Below are 17,247 nucleotides of genomic sequence, written 5' to 3'. Positions count from 1 at the left end.
TTTGACGCTAACTGTCTCTATATTGCCGGCGCCCTGACGTATTCTCGCAGGGTAGATTCCCCTTCCCGTTGATTTTCGCGCAATGCGTCACAGGCCGGCCGCTCTTTGGCGTGCGGCTGAGGAAATGGTCATGCCCCGTCATCTGCTGTTGATGTCCCTCGCTCCCTTGCTTGGCCTCGCGCTGCTGGGTATCGGCAACGCCATGCTGACTTCACTGGTACCGCTGCGCCTGTCGGCGTCAGGGGTCTCCAGTGAAGCGATCGGCCTTATCAGTTCTGCCTACTATCTGGGGCTTGGCCTCGGCGCACTGATTAATGACCGTCTGCTTCTGCGCATCGGCCACATTCGGGCATATGCCTGTTTTGCCTCGTTGGTTGCGGTGGCAGCGCTTGCCATGGGGCTGAGTGATCATCCTGTCGTGTGGTTCTTGCTGCGCATGATGATTGGCTGGGCACTGGTAGGCGTCTATCTGGTGATTGAAAGCTGGCTACTAAGCGCGTCAGATCCTGCGGTGCGTGGCCGCTTGTTGGCGTTATATATGATCGTCCTTTATGGCGCCAGCGTGCTGGGTCAGCTGTTATTGGGCGTCACGGCCATGTTGAGCCTGGAATCAGCGTTTATGCTGGTTGCCATGCTGGCGGCTGCCTCAGTCCTCCCCCTGGTATTGTTGCCACGTGTCTCGCCGTTGATCGAGCAGTCCGAGCCACTGAGTCCGTGGCGGCTGGTTCGTATCACGCCGACCGGCGTCTTCGGTTGTCTGGCATCGGGTGTAGTGGTGGCAGTGCTTTATAGCTTGCTGCCGTTGGCGCTGAGTGATGTGACCCCGGGTCAGGCCGCGCTGGGCACGGCAGAAATTGGGCAACGCATGGCGCTGGTCGTATTGGGCGGCATGTTGTTGCAATACCCTATCGGTCGCTGGTCGGACAGCCATGATCGTCAGCAGGTGTTGATCATCCTGTCGATCGCCATCGTGGCGTTGGCGGGTCTATTGATGGGGCCGGCGAGTGAGGGTATTGCACAGCTCGTGACACTGTTCATGCTGGGAGGCGCAGCCTTTACGCTCTATCCAGTGGCTGTCAGCCATGCGGCAGACCGTGCGCCCGCGGGTGCGCTGGTGCGCATGAGTCAGGGGCTGCTGTTGATCAATGCGGTTGGCTCGACGCTATCGCCGCCCATCGTCTCACTTCCGATGGCGGGTATGGGCGCGATGCCCGGCATGGCACTGAGTCTGGCCGTGATGGGCGGCGTGATGCTGGTCTTCTTCGTCTGGCGTCGTGTGATGCGTCCGGCACCGCAACCGATGGCACCCTTCGAGACACATGCTTCACAGACCCCGCTGGGGACTGAGCTTGCGGTTGGGCCTGAGTTGCTTGAAGCGGCAGAAGAGCATCTGCGCGATGCCGGGGCTGATGATCCACTGGTGGAGGTTACCCGGGAACTGGTCGCGGATATGCCGGAGCTGATTACCGACGCCTCACTGGACAGTCTTGAGGAGATCGAAGTCAAGGAGGAGCAATCGCTGCATGATCAGCGTGCACTTGATGAGCAGGCATTTGATGAGCACAAGCTTCAAAAGGAGTAGGGGCTCACTGAAGAATTCACGATGTTTCGGCGTGATTGATTCGCTGGGTTAGCGTGATGGATCAACCAGATTGCCTTGCGAAGCATTTCGCCGGAACCAGCCAGTCACGCTAGCGCGTGACTGGCTGGTGGGCAGCACCTCATGCGGCATCTGCTCGGATAGAAAGCACACGAAGGTGCCTGCTTCTGGCGTGATGCGCCTGATCTCTCGGCTGTCGTCCTGCGAGTCGTACAACACTATCTCGCCACCGGCATCGGCTGGCCACTGCTCGTTGAGGTACAAGACGCTTGAGATCAGACGATTGCCCCGGCCTTGGAAGCTGTCCAGGTGCTTACGGTAGAAGCTGCCGACAGGATAGTGAGCGAAGTGTGCTTCGTACTCGAACAAGCCCATATACAGTGCGCGATTGAGCTCATCCTTGAGAACATTCATCGCTTCCAGGTATGCCCGTTGAGCACGCGATTCGCGATCCAGCCAGCGGATGGCATCACCGCGAATATCAGGGCGAAGATCATGCGCGTGCCCACGTCCGATGCCTGCTGCCGTCAAACGCTGCTGCGTTTCCAGTGCGGATAACTCATCGTTCAACTGACGGATCAAAGGTATTGGTAAAAAGTTCGGGCGCACGCTGTAGCCGTGCTCGACCAGCTCGTCGATCAGACAATTTAACGCGATGGGGTCCAGCAGAGGGGCGGGTGCAGCAGGCATTATGCGCTCCGAAGATGGATGGCGTGGGCGGAGAGTTATAGAGGAGCACGCACGTCTAAACAACCGGCGTGTGAGGGCGCGGCGGTAGATGGCGAAGTGGAGCACCGGCTGGCGGCGGAACTTGCAGGCTGATGGTATGGCCGAAACCGATCGCCATTAGCTCTACCAGCATCATCGCCGATAGGCCCCACAGCACTTGATCAGCCACCCGATAGCTGGGCACGTACCACTTTTCGTTACCCACGGTGATGACATCGGTATGTTGCCGCTCATCCCTGAGTAGCATGCTCAGCGGCATCTCGAAAATCTGCTCAATCTCGCCAGGGTCGGCGCACAGTGGCAGGTCTGCCGGAATACGTCCTACAAAGGGCGTTACCGCCATGCCGTGCAGCGATATCACCTCACTGAGCTGACCGAAGATATCAACCTCGTTTGGTGGAAGTGCAACTTCCTCCTCGGCCTCGCGCAGCGCAGTGGCCAGCAGACTGATATCATGAGGCTCGGCTTTACCGCCGGGAAAGGCGACCTGACCGGGGTGCTGAGCAAGATGGCTGGCACGTCGCGTCAGTAGCAGCGTCGGTTCTGGGCGATCGATCAGCGCGATCAACACCGCAGCACGAGGCTGTTCGCTGGTCGAGATGTGCGGTTCATATGTTTGCAGACGCTGGCGCAGGGCTTCTAGCATGTCGGGTCCTCTGTGGCTTCCATCTTGTGGCGCTAGCGTTGAGCCGGTCAAGGTGAATGCCGTGATCCGCAAGATGAGCAGCAGCACCATTTAGTATCAATCCATCAGTACACCATCAGCAGAAGCCGATAGGCCTTACGGGAGAGCGGATGAATTACTGCAGCCACTGTGGCGAGACGGTGCGTCTGGGGGTGCCAGAAGGTGATGATCGAATGCGCTATCTGTGCGATAGCTGCGGCACCATTCATTATCAGAACCCGCGCATCATTGCTGGCACATTGCCGGTACGTGACGGCAAGGTACTGCTGTGCCGTCGTGCCATAGAGCCGCGGTTAGGTTATTGGACGCTACCTGCCGGTTTCATGGAGAACGCCGAGACGATGGCAGAAGCCGCAGCGCGTGAAACCCGTGAAGAAGCGGGTGCCGAGGTCGATCTCAAGGGCCTCTATACGCTGATTGACCTGCCGCATATCAATCAGGTCTACATGTTGTTTCGGGCGGATCTGATCAGTGACTTTTCTGCCGGTATCGAGAGTCTCGAAGTCGCGCTGTTCGCAGAAGAAGAGATTCCCTGGCAGTCGCTGGCCTTCCCGACCATGGAAGTGACGTTGCGGCGATACTTCGAAGACCGCAAGCGTCAAGCCCAGGGCGTGACGGGTACTGCTGATAGTTATCCAATGCATACCGAGCAGATTGATCTTGAAACCCGTGAGCGCTTCTTTGCTACCACCTACCTGCCTGGCTGATGCCTGACATGGTACGGCTGGCCTCGCGACTCAGCAGTGGGCCGTTTCTGACTCAAAGGCTTTCCAGTTGCCAGCAATCGAAGGCGACTTCCTCGTAACCACGTGTTTCAAAGCAGGCGTCATAGTTGCCAATGCGTCAAGCACCGGTGGTAAAGGCCGCTTCCTTGACGCTTTCCAGTGCCGCGCCGGGAATACATAAAGCCAGCATGTACCTGTCATGTGCCTCTTTCAATATCGTGGGCAAATGATCGTGATGCTTGCACGCGCAGAGCCTGCGCCACGGCCCATGATGATGGCATAATGCCCGCTGCAACGGCCAAGGACACTGCCATGCTCAAATGGATCAATATCTCACTGCTATTACTGCTGGTAATGCTTCAGTACCGGTTGTGGTGGGGCGAAAATGGCATCACCGAACTATTCGATATTCGGGCGCGTGTGCAACAGCTCTCCAGGGAAGATGCGGTGCTGGATAATCGCAACCAGCGCTTGGGCGCCGAGGTGGTTGACCTCAAGAATGGTCTGGCGGCAATCGAGGAGCGTTCGCGCAACGATCTCGGCATGGTGCGCAAGGACGAGCAGTTCCTGTGGGTGCCCAATGTCGCGGTGCCCGAGCGTAAGGCGCCGTCACCTGACGAAGTGGCTGATGGTGCGCTGGAAGGCAAGGGGTTGGAAGAAGGATTGCCCAAGGTACTCAATCAATGACGCTGAGTGCCTCGGCCCCGTCAGTACGCGTATGGTACCTGGTGCCTGCTGCTGGTGTGGGGAGTCGTATGCAAGCAGATCGACCCAAGCAGTATCTTGAACTCTCGCCTGAATGTTGCGTGCTTGAGGCGACGCTTGCCACCCTCAAGCGTGCACTGCCTGATGCTGGCCTGTGTCTGGTACTGGGTGCGGATGATGGCTACTTCTCACCATCAATGGTGCCGTGGCAGGACTGGCTGCGGGCCGATGGCGGTACTGAACGGGCCAACAGCGTACTCTCTGGCCTTGAGTGTCTGAGCCAGATCGCCAACGATGATGACCTCATACTGGTGCACGATGTCGCGCGCCCCTGTGTGCGTGAAGACGATATCCGCACACTGGTCGCTGCCGCACAGCAGGCCGAAGATGGGGCCATCCTGGCGGCGCCTGCCAGCGATACGATGAAGCGTGCCGCTGCCAGTTCCTCAAGCGATAGCCCGCAGATCTCGCATACCGAATCACGTGTTGGCCTGTGGCATGCACTCACGCCGCAGGCCTTCCGGTTGGGATTACTCCGCACAGCGCTGCGTGATGCACTGGCATCGAATCCCTTGCTGATCACAGACGAAGCATCGGCACTGGAGGCATGTGGCCGTGCGCCGATGTTGGTCGTCGGTGCTCGCGATAATCTCAAGATCACTCATCCGGAAGACCTCGCCATGGCATGCCTGTTATTGGCGGCGCGCGAGGTACTTGCCGATCGTTCCCGGACGCCTGCCTGACATGACTGACTGCAATGCTATGACTGACCCTGGCAAGATATCCTGCTCACCTGCTACCCATGCTGGCCATGTGCCCATGGCACTGCGTATTGGCCATGGCTTCGATGTGCATCGCTTTGGTGATGGCGATCACCTGATGATTGGCGGCGTGAAGATTGCCTACGATCACGGCTTTGTCGCTCACTCCGATGGTGATGTGCTTCTGCATGCCTTGTGCGATGCATTGCTGGGGGCGTGTGCAATGGGTGATATCGGCAAACACTTTCCCGATACCGACAGTGAGTGGTCGGGGGCGGATAGTCGTGGCCTGCTGCGCCATGTCGTGGGTCTAGTGCATGCTGCGGGCTTCGGTGTCGGTAATGTCGATCTCACGCTGATGGCCCAGGCGCCAAAGATGGCACCACATATCGAGGCGATGCGCACTGTCATCGCACAGGATCTCGCTGTGCCGATGGCCGTCGTCAACGTCAAGGCCACGACCACCGAGCAATTGGGTTTCACTGGTCGCAAGGAAGGCATCGCTGCTGAGGCAGTAGTGCTGTTGGGTGTATTGCCGACGGGTCGTGGAGAGCAGCATGTCTGAGGCGCTATTTACGGCGGCACTCGCCCAGCTTAAATTGGCCGGCAGTGAAGCCTGGGTCAAGGAAGCTGAGTTGATGCAACGCTGGCCGCATGCACATGGTGGACCGCTTGGCACAGGCCATTTTCGTCAATCACCGGAAGACTTTCAGGTCACCGAACTGATGGACTTCGTGCCGGAAGGGCATGGCGAACACCAGTGGCTATGGGTCGAGAAACGTGGCTTGACCACGGATGATCTATGTCGCCACTTGGCAAGTCTGTGTGAGGTCGCGCCGCGTGATATCGGTATCGCAGGCCTCAAGGACAAGCAAGCCGTAACACAGCAGTGGGTGTCGGTGTGGCTGCCGGGACGTGAAGCGCCGGCTTCACTCACTGATTCACTGGCGGAGCTTGGCGTGCGCGTACTTGCCAGTGTGCGCCACCCACGCAAACTCAAGCGTGGCGTGCATCGCGGTAATCGCTTTGCGCTCAAGGTCAGCGGTGAGGCCATTGCACATCCTGGCTTCGAGACGCGCTGGGCGACCTTGATTCGTGAGGGCGTGCCCAACTATTTCGGCCCGCAGCGGTTTGGCCATCAAGGTCATAACCTTGGGCGTGCTCGCGCGGTACTGGCGAGGGGCTGGCGCAAGCGTGATGATCGCAGCGGCATGCTGCTATCTACCGCACGCAGCTTCCTGTTCAACGAGGTACTGGCCGCACGTATCACCGCGCATTGCTGGACCACGGCGCTGACCGGAGAGGTGTTTTCACTCAATGGTACCGGTTCTCGCTTCGTGACCGATGGAAGCGAAGCTGCTGACACATTGGCGGAGCGCTTGGCGAGTGGCGATATCCATCCTACTGGACCGTTATGGGGAACCGGACGTCTTGAGACGCATGCGCAGGTCGCTGAACTTGAGCAGGCGCTGCCGGCGTGCTGGCCACAGTTGTGTGCCGGGCTTGAACAGGCTGGAGTCAAAACCGAGCGTCGTCCGCTGCGTCTGATACCGAGCCAGCCACGCCTTGAGTGGGATGTGACACCGGCCATGGCCAATGAATCGGGGGCGGATGCCAGTGTCTGGCTGCACTTTGATTTGCCGCGCGGCAGCTTTGCGACCGGCCTGTTGCGTGAGCTGATCACGCATCCGTTGTTGTAACGCCAGCCAGTCGCATCAGTCGCGATACTGTCTCGCACCGTCACGGTAGTGCCGTGACTGGTCAATCGATACCGACACGATCACCAAAAGGCGAGATGATGCGCAAGATTTTGCTTTCCAATGACGATGGAGTGCATGCCCCGGGCCTGAAGGCGTTACATGATGCATTGGTGGGGCAGGCGCGTATTCGCGTTGTCGCGCCAGATCGTGATCGCTCCGGGGCCAGTAACTCGTTGACACTCAGTCGCCCACTGATGCTGTCGGCGATGGACAACGGCTTTTATAGCGTCGACGGTACGCCAGCGGACTGTGTCTATCTCGGCGTCAATGGTATTTGGGATGAGAAGCCGGATATCGTGATTTCTGGAATCAACCATGGTGCCAATCTTGGCGATGACGTGTTGTATTCAGGCACCGTGGCGGCAGCGATGGAAGGGCGCTCGCTCGGCATGTCAGCGATAGCGATGTCGCTGTGCGGCAAGACCCATTTCGAGACCGCTGGTCGCGTGGCCGCTAGCCTCGTCGGCGCTTCCGAGACATTGGCCCTGCCCCCGCGCTCGCTGCTCAACGTCAATGTGCCAGACCTGCCATGGAGCGAGATTCGTGGCTTCCGTGTCACACGGCAGGGACATCGTGGTCCGGCGGGGGCGCCTATCGCAGTGCATGATCCTCGTGGGCGCACTCGCTACTGGATCGCCTTGGCGGGTGAAGGCATTGATGGTGGTGACGATACTGATTTTGCTGCCGTGGCAGCAGGTTATGTCTCCATCACACCATTGATGACGGACCTGACCTCCCATTCTGCTCGACATGATGTTGAGCAGTGGCTTGAAGCGCTGACCTAAGAGGTAGTTCTGTTGAGCTGCTTCGATACGCGGGGCTGATGCATGGCACGCTCGAAGAATGATCAGAGAGCCGGGCGCCCAATACGTCGGTTGATAGGATGCAAATGAATACCATGAAGGATGCGTATCAGAACGGTTTCTCTCTTCTGCAGTCAGACAACTCGTCAGAAGACTTGCCTGAAAGTTATGGTTCGCTGCAGTTGAGACGGCCGGATACCAAACAGCTAAGCGGTATTGGTATGACGTCGCAGCGGACTCGTGACCGCATGGTGGCGCGTCTGGAAGATGCCGGTATTCACGATGAGCGAGTGCTGGCCTTGATGGCCAGTGAGCCACGCCATCTCTTCCTCGATGAAGCGCTGGCGCACCGTGCCTATGAAGATACTGCGTTACCACTCGGGCAAGGGCAGACGCTCTCCCAGCCCTATATGCATGCCCGCATGACAGAACTGGCGCTGATAGCGGCTCCCCGTCCGCTCGGGGAATGCAACGTGCTTGAGGTGGGTACCGGTTCGGGGTATCAGACCTTGCTACTGGCACGGTTATTTGGTCGGGTTGCATCGCTTGAGCGTATTGCCTCATTGCATCTGCGTGCTCGGCAGCGACTCGGTTGGTTCGCACTGGATAATATTGAACTGCGTCATGCCGATGGTGGCCACGGTTGGGAAGGGCTAGCAGAGGGTTTTGATCTAATAGTGGTAACGGCATGCGCCTCCCAGCTGCCTCAAGCGTTGCTGGATCAGCTGGCACCTGGCGGTGTGATGATTGTGCCATTGGCCGAAGACGATAGTGATCGCCAGTGGCTGACACGAGTGCGCCACGTTGGTGATACTCAGGATATTCAGCGACTCGAGGCGGTGCGCTTCGTGCCGCTGCTCGAAGGAGTGATCAGGTGAAACGAGCTTTGAGCGTGTTCTTCAAGGGTGTCGGCATGGGAGCTGCCGATGCGGTGCCCGGGGTATCCGGCGGCACGATTGCCTTTGTAACCGGCATCTATGAAGAATTGATCGATACCATCAAGCGCTTCGGACCTTCTGCCATCGGCGTATGGCGCAAAGATGGTTTCAAGGCGCTGTGGCAGCATCTGAATTTGGCGTTTCTACTGCCATTGGTCATCGGTATCTTTGCCAGTCTGATCACGGTGGCGCATCTGGTCACCTGGTTGATGGGTACTCAACCGCTATTGCTCAATGCCTTCTTTTTCGGGCTGGTCGTGTGCTCCGGTGTGATCGTGGCGCGGCGTATTACCGAATTCAAGATCGGCTATCTGATCTGGCTTGCGCTCGGCGTGGTACTGGCCAGCAAGCTACCCAGTCTGTTGCCTGCTGCGAGTGATGCCTCCTGGGTATTGGTGGCTGGGGGCGCCATCGCCATCAGTGCAATGCTGCTGCCAGGGGTATCCGGTAGTTTCCTGTTATTGACCATGGGCCTGTATGGCACCGTGATGACAGGTATCAAAAGTTTCGATGTACAGCTTATTCTGCTGTTTGGCAGTGGTTGCGCAATAGGCCTCTTTACCTTCTCGCGTTTATTGTCATGGTTGTTTCGTCACCATCACACCGCGACACTGATGCTATTGACCGGCTTCATTCTCGGGTCACTGCCGGTACTCTGGCCGTGGCGCACGATTACCGATTATCGTATCGGTCCCAAAGGTGAGCAAGTACCGCTGGACTATCAATTCATGACGCCGGACACCTATACCAGCGTGACGGGAGAGCCTGCCCAGTTGTGGGTCGCGATCGCCGTGATGCTGGCTGGCATATTGCTGGTCTGGTTTGCTGGAGAACGCTCCAGTTCAGACGACTCTTCCAAGAATTCCCGCAAGGAGCAGGAACATGAATGACAGGATGAACAAGGGAATCAGGCTTACGCTGGCAGGGCTGGTATTAGGCGCCTTGGCAGCATGCAGTACAGCGACGACGCGGCCACAGGTTCAGGATCTTACCGGCGGCAATGCTCGCATCACGTCCAATACCTACTCCGTTCAGCGTGGCGATACGCTGTATGGCATCGCTTGGCAGAGCGGCCAGGACTTCCGTGATGTGGCACGTATGAATGGCTTGAATCCCCCTTACACTCTGCAGCCAGGGCAGACACTGCGTCTGGATCCCAAGGCGCAGTTGCCAGCGAATGCCAGTGATGCCGGTACTGTCAATGCGGCCTCGGGTAGTGGAGTGGTTGCCACAGGATTGGGCAGTGGTGATAGTGGCAATATTGCAGGTACGGAAGTGCCGGACTGGTTAGCGCCGGATGAAGCTGCGCTTGCTCAGCAGAAGCAGCGCTCAAGCCAGGCACAGTCATTGACCACGGGAGCTGGTGGTGTCTCTTCAGCCGCCACGGGCGCCGCTGCAGCCGCAGGTACGGCGCCCGGCCCGATCTATCAGGAAGGCAGTGAAGAGGCGTTGGCAGAAACGGCTCGCACCGCCAATGAGTCTGTCTCTCAGGCCAGTTCTACTGCCTCTGACTCCCTCGCTTCCAACAGAACGGCTGCAGACTCTGCTGCGACAAATGCGTCCAATAGTGCCGCCGCAGCGCAGGCCGCAGCACGCAAGGCAACACAGGAAAAGGCAGATCAAGCAGCGGCTTCTGCACAGGCTGAGCGTGAGAAGGCTGCTGCTAGCGTGAAAAATGGCGCTGATACAGTTGAAAAAGGCACCAATGTGGCTGGCGCGACGCCCGAGGCCGTACCTGCCAAGAAAACCTACGTCCCCGTAAAAGACGTTGACTGGCAGTGGCCTACGCAAGGCGAAATCATCGGCAAGTTCGGTGAGTCCAAGAGTGTCACAGGTGGCATTGATATCGCTGGTCAAAAGGGGCAACCTGTCAAGGCAGCAGGGCCGGGCATTGTGGTTTACGCCGGTAGTGGTGTGCGCGGGTACGGAAACCTCATTATCCTCAAGCACAACAACCGTTATTTGAGTGCCTACGCACACAATGAAAGTCTGAAGGTATCGGAGAATGATGTTGTCGATGCCGGACAGGTAATTGCCACCTTGGGAGCGACTGACGCCGAACGCGCGCAGCTGCACTTCGAGATTCGTGAGGATGGGCAACCGAAAGACCCACTGAAGTTCTTGCCCAACCGCTGATTCCCGCCGCTGCCACAACAACAAGTTCCTGGCATCAGATCAGAGACAACGGGGTATCGACATGAGCATGCTGGAAAAGGATATCGATCAGGCTGAGGCGGAGTTGTCTCTCGATGATGTCGAGGAAGACGAGACGCTTGAGGCTGAAGCGGAAGAGGCTGCCTTTGAACGCGCCTTGAACCGTGAAGAGCGCAAGCACTACCAAAGCCTGGATGCTACCCAGATCTACCTCAACGAGATTGGCTTCTCCCCGTTGCTCAAGCCCGAGGAAGAGGTCTTCTTCGGGCGTCTGGCGCAAGCCGGCGACCCCGCGGGTCGTCAGCGCATGATCGAGTCGAACCTGCGCCTTGTGGTCAAGATTGCGCGGCGCTATCTGAACAGAGGTCTGTCGCTGCTTGATCTGATCGAGGAAGGAAATCTCGGGCTGATTCGTGCCGTCGAGAAGTTTGATCCCGAGCGCGGATTCCGCTTCTCGACCTATGCGACCTGGTGGATCCGGCAAACCATTGAGCGAGCATTGATGAATCAGACACGCACTATTCGTCTGCCGATTCATGTCGTCAAGGAACTCAATATCTATCTGAGAGCCGCGCGTCAGTTGACTCAAAAGCTTGATCACGAGGCGACGGCCGAGGAAATTGCAAATTTCCTCGACAAGCCGGTCGCCACGGTCAAGAAGATGCTGGGTCTTAACGAGCGTGTTTCCTCTGTCGATTATCCCATGGGAGGCGAGAGCGACAAGCCTCTGATCGAGACCATTGCGGACGAAAACGATACCAGCCCCGAATCCAGTCTGGTGGATGTCGACGTCAAGGCACATGTAGATGAGTGGCTGGCGGAACTGACGGAAAAACAGATGGAAGTGGTGGTACGGCGCTTCGGCCTTCGCGGCCACGAAGCAGCCACTCTTGAAGAGGTGGGGGAAGAGATTGGTTTGACGCGTGAGCGGGTGCGTCAGATTCAGGTCGAGGCCCTCAAGAAACTGCGGCGCATGCTTGAAAAACAGGGGCTGTCGTTGGAATCCATCTTCGAGTGAATCGCTGCCGTTCTTCATCGTCTTCTTGCGATGGTCACCATTGAAGCGGCCTGCCTCTGATCGAGGTGGGCCGTTTTCATATTTCCTGATTATTATTCAGACAAGGTGGCTACCTTCAGCCGACGATGCATCCTGAAAGCGGTGACGCCGACTTCGGTCCAGCCTTGCATCCCGGGTCACGTTCTAGTCTCACTGTTGTCTTCAGGGAAACGCTGTATCGTTCATAAAGTTAGCCAACTAACTGGACGCTTCACAGAGCGGCGATTAGACTGAGGCTCACTTTTCTCCCGACCCGCTGAGGCCGGCTGAGGCACTTGTCCAGCCGGCTTGTGAAAGAGACTTTTCACCTTGCTCTGGTGCCTTTGGTGCATCATGCAGGTCACGACTGTCACCGATCAGGAACACGCATAAATGGCCAAATTTCGTATCTTGCCACTGGTGCTGGCGATGGGTTTCGCGACCCAGGCTCAGGCTGCCAATTTGCTCGACATCACGCGTGATGCCGTAAAGCACAATGCTAGCTTGTCATCCAGCCGCTCTCTCTATCAGAGTGTCGAGGACAATGAGCGCATCGAGCTTGCTGATCTGCTCCCTCAGATTTCCGCGACCGCCACGGCGCAACATACGGATATCACCAACTACAGTTCCAGCCCGTCTTCCGAGGGCAGTTATTTCGGCAGCAGCATTGAAGTCTCGGCCAGCCAGGCGCTTTTCGATGCGGCCAGCTGGTATGAGCTGTCGACCAGCAAGGACACGACCAGGCAACAGAAGCTGCTGCTGGATTCTGATCAGCAACAGATTCTCTATGATGTGGCTTCGGCCTATTTCACCATCCTGAGCAACAATGACATTCTGGATGCCAAGATCGCTCAGGAGAAGGCCTTCTCTCGTCAGCTGGATCAGGCCAACCAGCAGTTCGAGGTCGGCTTGATCGCCATCACCGACGTTCAGGAAGCGCGCGCCTCCTACGATGATGCGCGTGCTGAACGTATCTCCGCAGCGGCAGACCTGCAGGTCAGTTTTGAAGACCTTCAGCAGCTGACCGGCAAGCAGTACGACTCCATTGATGGACTGAAGGAAGATCTCGCCATCGAAGCGCCGGTGCCGGCCAGTCGTCAGAAGTGGGTGGAAATGGGTCTGGCCAACAACCCGCTGATTGGTGCGGCTCAAAAGGGTATCGATGTCGCCAAGGGTGACGTCAAGACGGCACAGGCGGGTCACTTGCCGGTTCTCAGCGCCTTTGCCAGTTACTTCTACGAAGACAGTGCGGCCGAGATTTCCGATGGCTTCGAAGAATACAATCAGATTGGCATTCAGGCGGAGGTTCCGATCTATACGGGTGGTCGTACCTCTGCCCAGGTTCGTCAGAACTCTCACCTGCTGGAGCAGAGTCAATATGACTTGCTCAACCAGCAACGCACCACGACCCAGAGTGTGCGTTCTCTCTACAGCCAGGTGCGCAGTGATGTGTTGACCGTCAAGGCACGCAAGCAGGCCATCGTCTCCAGCCGCAGTGCGCTGGAAGCGACGCGTTCCGGCTATGAAGTGGGCACTCGCAATATCGTGGATGTGCTGGATGCCGAACAGGCCCTCTACGAAGCCTTGTCAGATTACGCGACCTCGCGCTACACCTATGTGCTGGATCTGCTCAATCTGCGTCAGGCAGCAGGCATCATCGACATCAGCACCGTGCGTGACCTGAACGAGAGTCTCGTCAATGACCAACAGGTGTCACTGCTGCTGGCGGATGAAGAACCGGAACAGCCGGCAAGCCTCGACCAATGACACCCTGAATGTCGTGTGAGCGACATTCAGCGGCCAGTTGTCTGAAATTTGATGGCGCTGGCTGTATATCATGCCGTATTCCCAATACCCCCGCAGGCAATGCCTGCGGGGGTATTGGCGTCTTTGGGCCACAAGATGTGAGTGGTCCTTGCCACCTGCGCATGGCAGAAATGGTTGCTGAACGAGTCGCGCCTCGCGGTCACGTGAAAGCGCCATCCAGCAGGGATTGATCAGTCAAGTGCCTTGCCGACAGACAGGATGACTAGCCTGAAAGTCATCGTGTAGATGATAAAACTGTTTTAATTGATAAAGGCAGATTATAGCTAATTTAATGTGTGGAAAGTTTGGTGTTTTTGGGCGTGACCTGAACGCTTCAATGGAAAATAATTGAAGGCAGTTCAAAGGCATCAAGGCACAGCCTTGTGTTGTCTTATTGTTGCCCCGTCTGACTTTTACCCTTGCTGGAGTATTTCCCATGTCTCGCCCGCTGCGTGCCGATATTGATCTGGATGCCTTGCGTCATAATTATCAGCTCGCCTGTGAGCTGGCGCCCGGTTCGCGCTCTCTAGCCGTCATCAAGGCTGATGCCTATGGTCACGGTGCTGTCGCGTGCGCGCATGCACTGGCAGACCTCGCTCCAGCGTTTGCCGTTGCGACAATCGAAGAGGCACTGGCGCTACGTGACGGTGGCGTCACGCATCCTGTGGTACTGCTGGAAGGTGTGTTTGAGGCCGCAGAGTATGTGCTGGCGGCTCAACAAGGCTTCTGGTGTGCGATTCACAGTGAATGGCAGTTAGCCGCGCTGGAAGCTACCGAACTTTCTGCGCCACTCTCCTGCTGGATTAAGTTCGACTCCGGTATGCATCGTCTGGGCTTTACTGCAGAGGAGGCCGTTGAGGCCAAGACGCGACTTGAGGCGAGTGGCAAGGCACGTGACTTGCACCTGATGACGCATTTTTCCACTGCAGATAGCCTATCGCCTGACTACTTTCGCAAACAGCTGGCTGCTGTCCAGACACTTGCCTCCACACTGGAGTTGCCGTTATGTCTGGCCAATTCCCCTGCCACCTTGGCTTGCCCCGAGGCTCACGGTGACTGGAACCGTCCGGGCATCATGCTCTACGGGGCCGATCCGCTTGAAGGGGCCAATGATGCCAGCCGTCGACTGAAGCCTGTCATGACGCTCTCCACCGCCATCATTGCGGTACGCGAGGTCGCCGTAGGTGAGCCTGTGGGGTATGCCGGCCGTTTCGTGGCGACACGTCCGACCCGTATCGGCGTTATTGCGTGTGGCTACGGTGATGGCTATGACCGCCATGCCGTGGATGGCACGCCGGTACTCGTGGAAGGGCAGGAGACCGTACTGGCGGGCAAGGTATCGATGGACATGATGACAATCGATATTACGGATATCACCGGGGCGCAAGTCGGGTCCCGCGTGGTGTTATGGGGCAAGGGGCTTGATGTCAATCGTGTTGCTGCCAGTTGCGACACCATCAGCTACACACTGCTGACCGGCATACTGCCGCGTGTTCCCAAGTGCTATCACGGTGGCCGCCAGAGCATTGCTGCACAGAGTATCTCTGGGACTGGTGGCACTTACGCCTGACCTGACGGCAAGGCTTGGGCGGGCTACAATGGCCGCAGTTGCCCGTTGAACGAGAGAGCCATGGCCAAGAAGACCTATCCCGAAAGTTTCGCACATCCCCGCTATTGGCTGACCTGGCTGAGCATCGGTGCCATGAAGGTGTCAGCCTTTTTGCCTTGGAGCGCCAAGTTATGGCTGGGGCGAGGTATCGGTGAGCTAGCGTGGCGCGTTGCCAAGAGTCGCCGCCACATTGCCGATACCAATCTGAAGTTATGTTTTCCCGAATGGAGTGAGGCCGAGCGCAAACGCCAGGTACGCAGGACATTTCATGCCAATGGCATCGGCATCTTCGAGACAGCCACTGCCTGGTGTCGTGATCCCGAGCACATGCGAGATCGTGTCACCTTCAAGGGGCAGGAGCACATGGAGCGGACAATGGCACAGGGCAAGGGGGCGCTGATCATCGGTGTCCACTTCTCGACGCTGGATATCGGCGGGGCATTGCACTCGCTGTTCTTCCCCGCTGATGCCGTCTATCGTCCGCATGACAATCCGCTGTTTGAGCGCTTCATGACACGTGGCCGCAATAGCTTCTTTGGTTCTGCCATTGATCGCCATGACCTGCGGGGCGTGGTACGGCGCATCAAGGGTGGTCATAATGTCTGGTATTCTCCGGACCAGGATTTTGGGCGTGATGTCAGTGTCTTCGCCCCTTTCTTTGGTATCGATGCTGCCTCTATCAGGCTGACGGCCAAGATCGCACGTATGACGGGGGCGCCTGTCATGCCGCTGATGTTCCATCGTAATCCGGATGATCATACCTATACGCTTGAGTATCTGCCGGCGCTGGAAAACTTCCCCAGCAGTGATGAAGTAGCAGATGCCACCTGTATCAATGCCTTCATCGAAGGAGCGATCCGCAAGCATCCCGAGCAGTATCTATGGTTGCATCGGCGCTTCAAGACGCGTCCCCAGAAAACCGACCCGTCCTTGTATTGAGGTGATTTATGTCTAGTGATCTGTCTTCCCGCGCTGCACTGTCTGATGTCGAAGCGCGCCTTGCTGCAGGAGATAGCTTCGTACTCAACCAGATCGCTGAATGGTGTCCGGACTGTGCCGTACGTCAGCGCCCGGCACTGGTGGCTTTTGAAGCGGCGTTGGCACGAGGTGGTTTGCCGCTGATCACCCTGTGTGTGCAGGAGACGCGAGGCGTCTACCTCAGTGATGCTCATGCTCAGCTGAGTGAGCGAATCGGCGGTGCCGGCTATCCGCGCACTTTGCTGGTGCGTCATGGCCAGCCAGCCAGCATTGCTAGTGGCCTCAATCGTGTTGAAGTGATGAATGAACAGGATCTTGTCGCCTACGCCGAGGCGCTCATCGCTGCCCTGTAACGATTGATTCTTCTCGACATGACTGGTGACACCATCAAAAAGCCCCGACAGGCAATGCCTGTCGGGGCTTTTTGATGGAAGGAGGAGGCACCCGACAAGTCACGCCACTTGTCCGAGCTTGCATGCGTGCGGTCAACCGAGTGCAACCTGTCGCGTGCCTGATACAAGACGTGCGGCTCATGCTGATGACTTTCAACCCCTGCTGAAAAACTGAATCAAGAATTGCACGGGAGTAAGACATTGCCTTGACATCAATACCTTTTATCACGATATTCACCTATGCGGGCTGCGGAAATTGATCGCCGCCACCTGAGCTGCTGCCGGACTTACCGCCCATGCTAGGGTCGCGCCCTGTTCCTACTCACATGACATAAGGAATTGCCATGCTCAACTATGCCATTATCTTTCTGATCGTTGCTGTCATCGCTGCGGTACTCGGCTTTGGCGGTATCGCGGGTACAGCAGCCACCATTGCCAAGGTGCTGTTCGTTATCTTCCTGATTCTGTTCCTGGTGTCGTTCTTCAAAGGACGTCGCAAGCCCTGATCTAGCAAGGCTTTGCTTCAACAAGAAACGCCCGCACTCGGTGATGAACCGATGCGGGCG

Annotated in this window: 18 protein-coding genes; 16 read left to right on the top strand and 2 right to left on the bottom strand. The window is 57.4% G+C overall.

Going from position 1 to position 17,247, the window contains the following annotated elements; genetic code table 11:
• Nucleotides 1–130: 130 nt before the first annotated feature.
• Nucleotides 131–1,582 carry an MFS transporter gene (locus GQR90_RS13275; protein ID WP_158774523.1) on the top strand — a complete coding sequence of 484 codons (1,452 nt, stop codon included), beginning with the start codon at nt 131–133 and terminating at the stop codon, nt 1,580–1,582.
• A 48-nt stretch (nt 1,583–1,630) separates the two neighbouring features.
• Here GQR90_RS13275 and GQR90_RS13270 read toward each other — a convergent pair whose 3' ends face one another.
• Together GQR90_RS13270 and GQR90_RS13265 are read right to left on the bottom strand one after the other, a co-directional pair.
• Nucleotides 1,631–2,290, bottom strand: a complete 660-nt coding sequence (locus GQR90_RS13270) for a 2OG-Fe(II) oxygenase (protein WP_158774522.1) — start codon at nt 2,288–2,290, stop codon at nt 1,631–1,633.
• A 55-nt stretch (nt 2,291–2,345) separates the two neighbouring features.
• Nucleotides 2,346–2,975 (bottom strand): CoA pyrophosphatase, encoded by a 630-nt coding sequence (locus GQR90_RS13265; protein WP_158774521.1) that lies wholly within the window; start codon nt 2,973–2,975, stop codon nt 2,346–2,348.
• Between the two features lie 149 nt (nt 2,976–3,124).
• Here GQR90_RS13265 and GQR90_RS13260 point away from each other — a divergent pair, with 149 nt between their 5' ends.
• From GQR90_RS13260 to GQR90_RS13190, 15 genes are all read left to right on the top strand, one after another.
• Nucleotides 3,125–3,721 (top strand): NUDIX hydrolase, encoded by a 597-nt coding sequence (locus GQR90_RS13260; protein WP_158774520.1) that lies wholly within the window; start codon nt 3,125–3,127, stop codon nt 3,719–3,721.
• Nucleotides 3,722–4,051: 330 nt separating this feature from the next.
• Nucleotides 4,052–4,426: a cell division protein FtsB gene (gene ftsB, locus GQR90_RS13255; protein ID WP_158774519.1), complete on the top strand. Its 375-nt coding sequence runs from the start codon at nt 4,052–4,054 to the stop codon at nt 4,424–4,426.
• On the top strand, nt 4,423–5,187 hold the full coding sequence (gene ispD / locus GQR90_RS13250) for a 2-C-methyl-D-erythritol 4-phosphate cytidylyltransferase (RefSeq protein WP_158774518.1): 765 nt from the start codon (nt 4,423–4,425) through the stop codon (nt 5,185–5,187). Before ftsB ends, ispD begins: the two co-directional genes overlap by 4 nt.
• A gap of 82 nt (nt 5,188–5,269) precedes the next feature.
• Nucleotides 5,270–5,770, top strand: coding sequence for a 2-C-methyl-D-erythritol 2,4-cyclodiphosphate synthase (gene ispF / locus GQR90_RS13245; RefSeq protein WP_158775516.1), 501 nt, complete (start codon nt 5,270–5,272; stop codon nt 5,768–5,770).
• The gene (truD, locus tag GQR90_RS13240; protein ID WP_233266302.1) at nt 5,763–6,905 is read left to right on the top strand and encodes a tRNA pseudouridine(13) synthase TruD; all 1,143 of its coding nucleotides are present in this window, start codon (nt 5,763–5,765) and stop codon (nt 6,903–6,905) included. The genes ispF and truD overlap by 8 nt, the downstream gene beginning before the upstream one ends.
• A gap of 98 nt (nt 6,906–7,003) precedes the next feature.
• Entirely contained in the window at nt 7,004–7,750 is a 747-nt protein-coding gene (gene surE, locus GQR90_RS13235) for a 5'/3'-nucleotidase SurE (protein ID WP_158774517.1), read from the top strand.
• A 239-nt stretch (nt 7,751–7,989) separates the two neighbouring features.
• Nucleotides 7,990–8,646, top strand: a complete 657-nt coding sequence (locus GQR90_RS13230; RefSeq protein ID WP_233266540.1) for a protein-L-isoaspartate(D-aspartate) O-methyltransferase — start codon at nt 7,990–7,992, stop codon at nt 8,644–8,646.
• Nucleotides 8,643–9,596 (top strand): DUF368 domain-containing protein, encoded by a 954-nt coding sequence (locus tag GQR90_RS13225; RefSeq protein ID WP_158774516.1) that lies wholly within the window; start codon nt 8,643–8,645, stop codon nt 9,594–9,596. The genes GQR90_RS13230 and GQR90_RS13225 overlap by 4 nt, the downstream gene beginning before the upstream one ends.
• Nucleotides 9,589–10,842: a peptidoglycan DD-metalloendopeptidase family protein gene (locus tag GQR90_RS13220; RefSeq protein ID WP_233266300.1), complete on the top strand. Its 1,254-nt coding sequence runs from the start codon at nt 9,589–9,591 to the stop codon at nt 10,840–10,842. Before GQR90_RS13225 ends, GQR90_RS13220 begins: the two co-directional genes overlap by 8 nt.
• A gap of 61 nt (nt 10,843–10,903) precedes the next feature.
• Nucleotides 10,904–11,878, top strand: coding sequence for an RNA polymerase sigma factor RpoS (rpoS, locus tag GQR90_RS13215; protein ID WP_158774515.1), 975 nt, complete (start codon nt 10,904–10,906; stop codon nt 11,876–11,878).
• 411 nt (nt 11,879–12,289) lie between these two features.
• Nucleotides 12,290–13,663: a TolC family outer membrane protein gene (locus tag GQR90_RS13210; protein ID WP_158774514.1), complete on the top strand. Its 1,374-nt coding sequence runs from the start codon at nt 12,290–12,292 to the stop codon at nt 13,661–13,663.
• 475 nt (nt 13,664–14,138) lie between these two features.
• Nucleotides 14,139–15,272 carry an alanine racemase gene (gene alr, locus GQR90_RS13205; RefSeq protein ID WP_158774513.1) on the top strand — a complete coding sequence of 378 codons (1,134 nt, stop codon included), beginning with the start codon at nt 14,139–14,141 and terminating at the stop codon, nt 15,270–15,272.
• Between the two features lie 60 nt (nt 15,273–15,332).
• On the top strand, nt 15,333–16,250 hold the full coding sequence (lpxL, locus tag GQR90_RS13200) for an LpxL/LpxP family Kdo(2)-lipid IV(A) lauroyl/palmitoleoyl acyltransferase (protein WP_158774512.1): 918 nt from the start codon (nt 15,333–15,335) through the stop codon (nt 16,248–16,250).
• 8 nt (nt 16,251–16,258) lie between these two features.
• Complete coding sequence (locus GQR90_RS13195; protein WP_158774511.1) at nt 16,259–16,642, top strand: TlpA family protein disulfide reductase; 384 nt, start codon at nt 16,259–16,261, stop codon at nt 16,640–16,642.
• A gap of 383 nt (nt 16,643–17,025) precedes the next feature.
• Nucleotides 17,026–17,187, top strand: coding sequence for a DUF1328 domain-containing protein (locus GQR90_RS13190; protein ID WP_024951135.1), 162 nt, complete (start codon nt 17,026–17,028; stop codon nt 17,185–17,187).
• Nucleotides 17,188–17,247: the final 60 nt, after the last annotated feature.

The sequence above is a fragment of the Cobetia sp. L2A1 genome, from assembly GCF_009796845.1.
In the GTDB taxonomy this organism is placed as follows: Bacteria; Pseudomonadota; Gammaproteobacteria; order Pseudomonadales; family Halomonadaceae; genus Cobetia.
The sequence above is the reverse complement of the archived record's forward strand: the minus strand, read 5'-3'. Positions and strand labels throughout refer to the sequence as shown.

Excerpts from the sequence above, each read along its gene's own strand:
- GQR90_RS13230 (WP_233266540.1), top strand. The coding sequence starts at position 7,990 with ATGACGTCGCAGCGGACTCGTGACCGCATGGTGGCGCGTCTGGAAGAT.
- surE (WP_158774517.1), top strand. The coding sequence starts at position 7,004 with ATGCGCAAGATTTTGCTTTCCAATGACGATGGAGTGCATGCCCCGGGC.
- truD (WP_233266302.1), top strand. The coding sequence starts at position 5,763 with ATGTCTGAGGCGCTATTTACGGCGGCACTCGCCCAGCTTAAATTGGCC.
- GQR90_RS13270 (WP_158774522.1), bottom strand. The coding sequence starts at position 2,290 with ATGCCTGCTGCACCCGCCCCTCTGCTGGACCCCATCGCGTTAAATTGT.
- GQR90_RS13220 (WP_233266300.1), top strand. The coding sequence starts at position 9,589 with ATGAATGACAGGATGAACAAGGGAATCAGGCTTACGCTGGCAGGGCTG.
- ispD (WP_158774518.1), top strand. The coding sequence starts at position 4,423 with ATGACGCTGAGTGCCTCGGCCCCGTCAGTACGCGTATGGTACCTGGTG.
- alr (WP_158774513.1), top strand. The coding sequence starts at position 14,139 with ATGTCTCGCCCGCTGCGTGCCGATATTGATCTGGATGCCTTGCGTCAT.
- GQR90_RS13210 (WP_158774514.1), top strand. The coding sequence starts at position 12,290 with ATGGCCAAATTTCGTATCTTGCCACTGGTGCTGGCGATGGGTTTCGCG.
- GQR90_RS13190 (WP_024951135.1), top strand. The coding sequence starts at position 17,026 with ATGCTCAACTATGCCATTATCTTTCTGATCGTTGCTGTCATCGCTGCG.
- GQR90_RS13195 (WP_158774511.1), top strand. The coding sequence starts at position 16,259 with ATGTCTAGTGATCTGTCTTCCCGCGCTGCACTGTCTGATGTCGAAGCG.
- lpxL (WP_158774512.1), top strand. The coding sequence starts at position 15,333 with ATGGCCAAGAAGACCTATCCCGAAAGTTTCGCACATCCCCGCTATTGG.
- GQR90_RS13275 (WP_158774523.1), top strand. The coding sequence starts at position 131 with ATGCCCCGTCATCTGCTGTTGATGTCCCTCGCTCCCTTGCTTGGCCTC.
- GQR90_RS13265 (WP_158774521.1), bottom strand. The coding sequence starts at position 2,975 with ATGCTAGAAGCCCTGCGCCAGCGTCTGCAAACATATGAACCGCACATC.
- ftsB (WP_158774519.1), top strand. The coding sequence starts at position 4,052 with ATGCTCAAATGGATCAATATCTCACTGCTATTACTGCTGGTAATGCTT.
- GQR90_RS13260 (WP_158774520.1), top strand. The coding sequence starts at position 3,125 with ATGAATTACTGCAGCCACTGTGGCGAGACGGTGCGTCTGGGGGTGCCA.
- rpoS (WP_158774515.1), top strand. The coding sequence starts at position 10,904 with ATGAGCATGCTGGAAAAGGATATCGATCAGGCTGAGGCGGAGTTGTCT.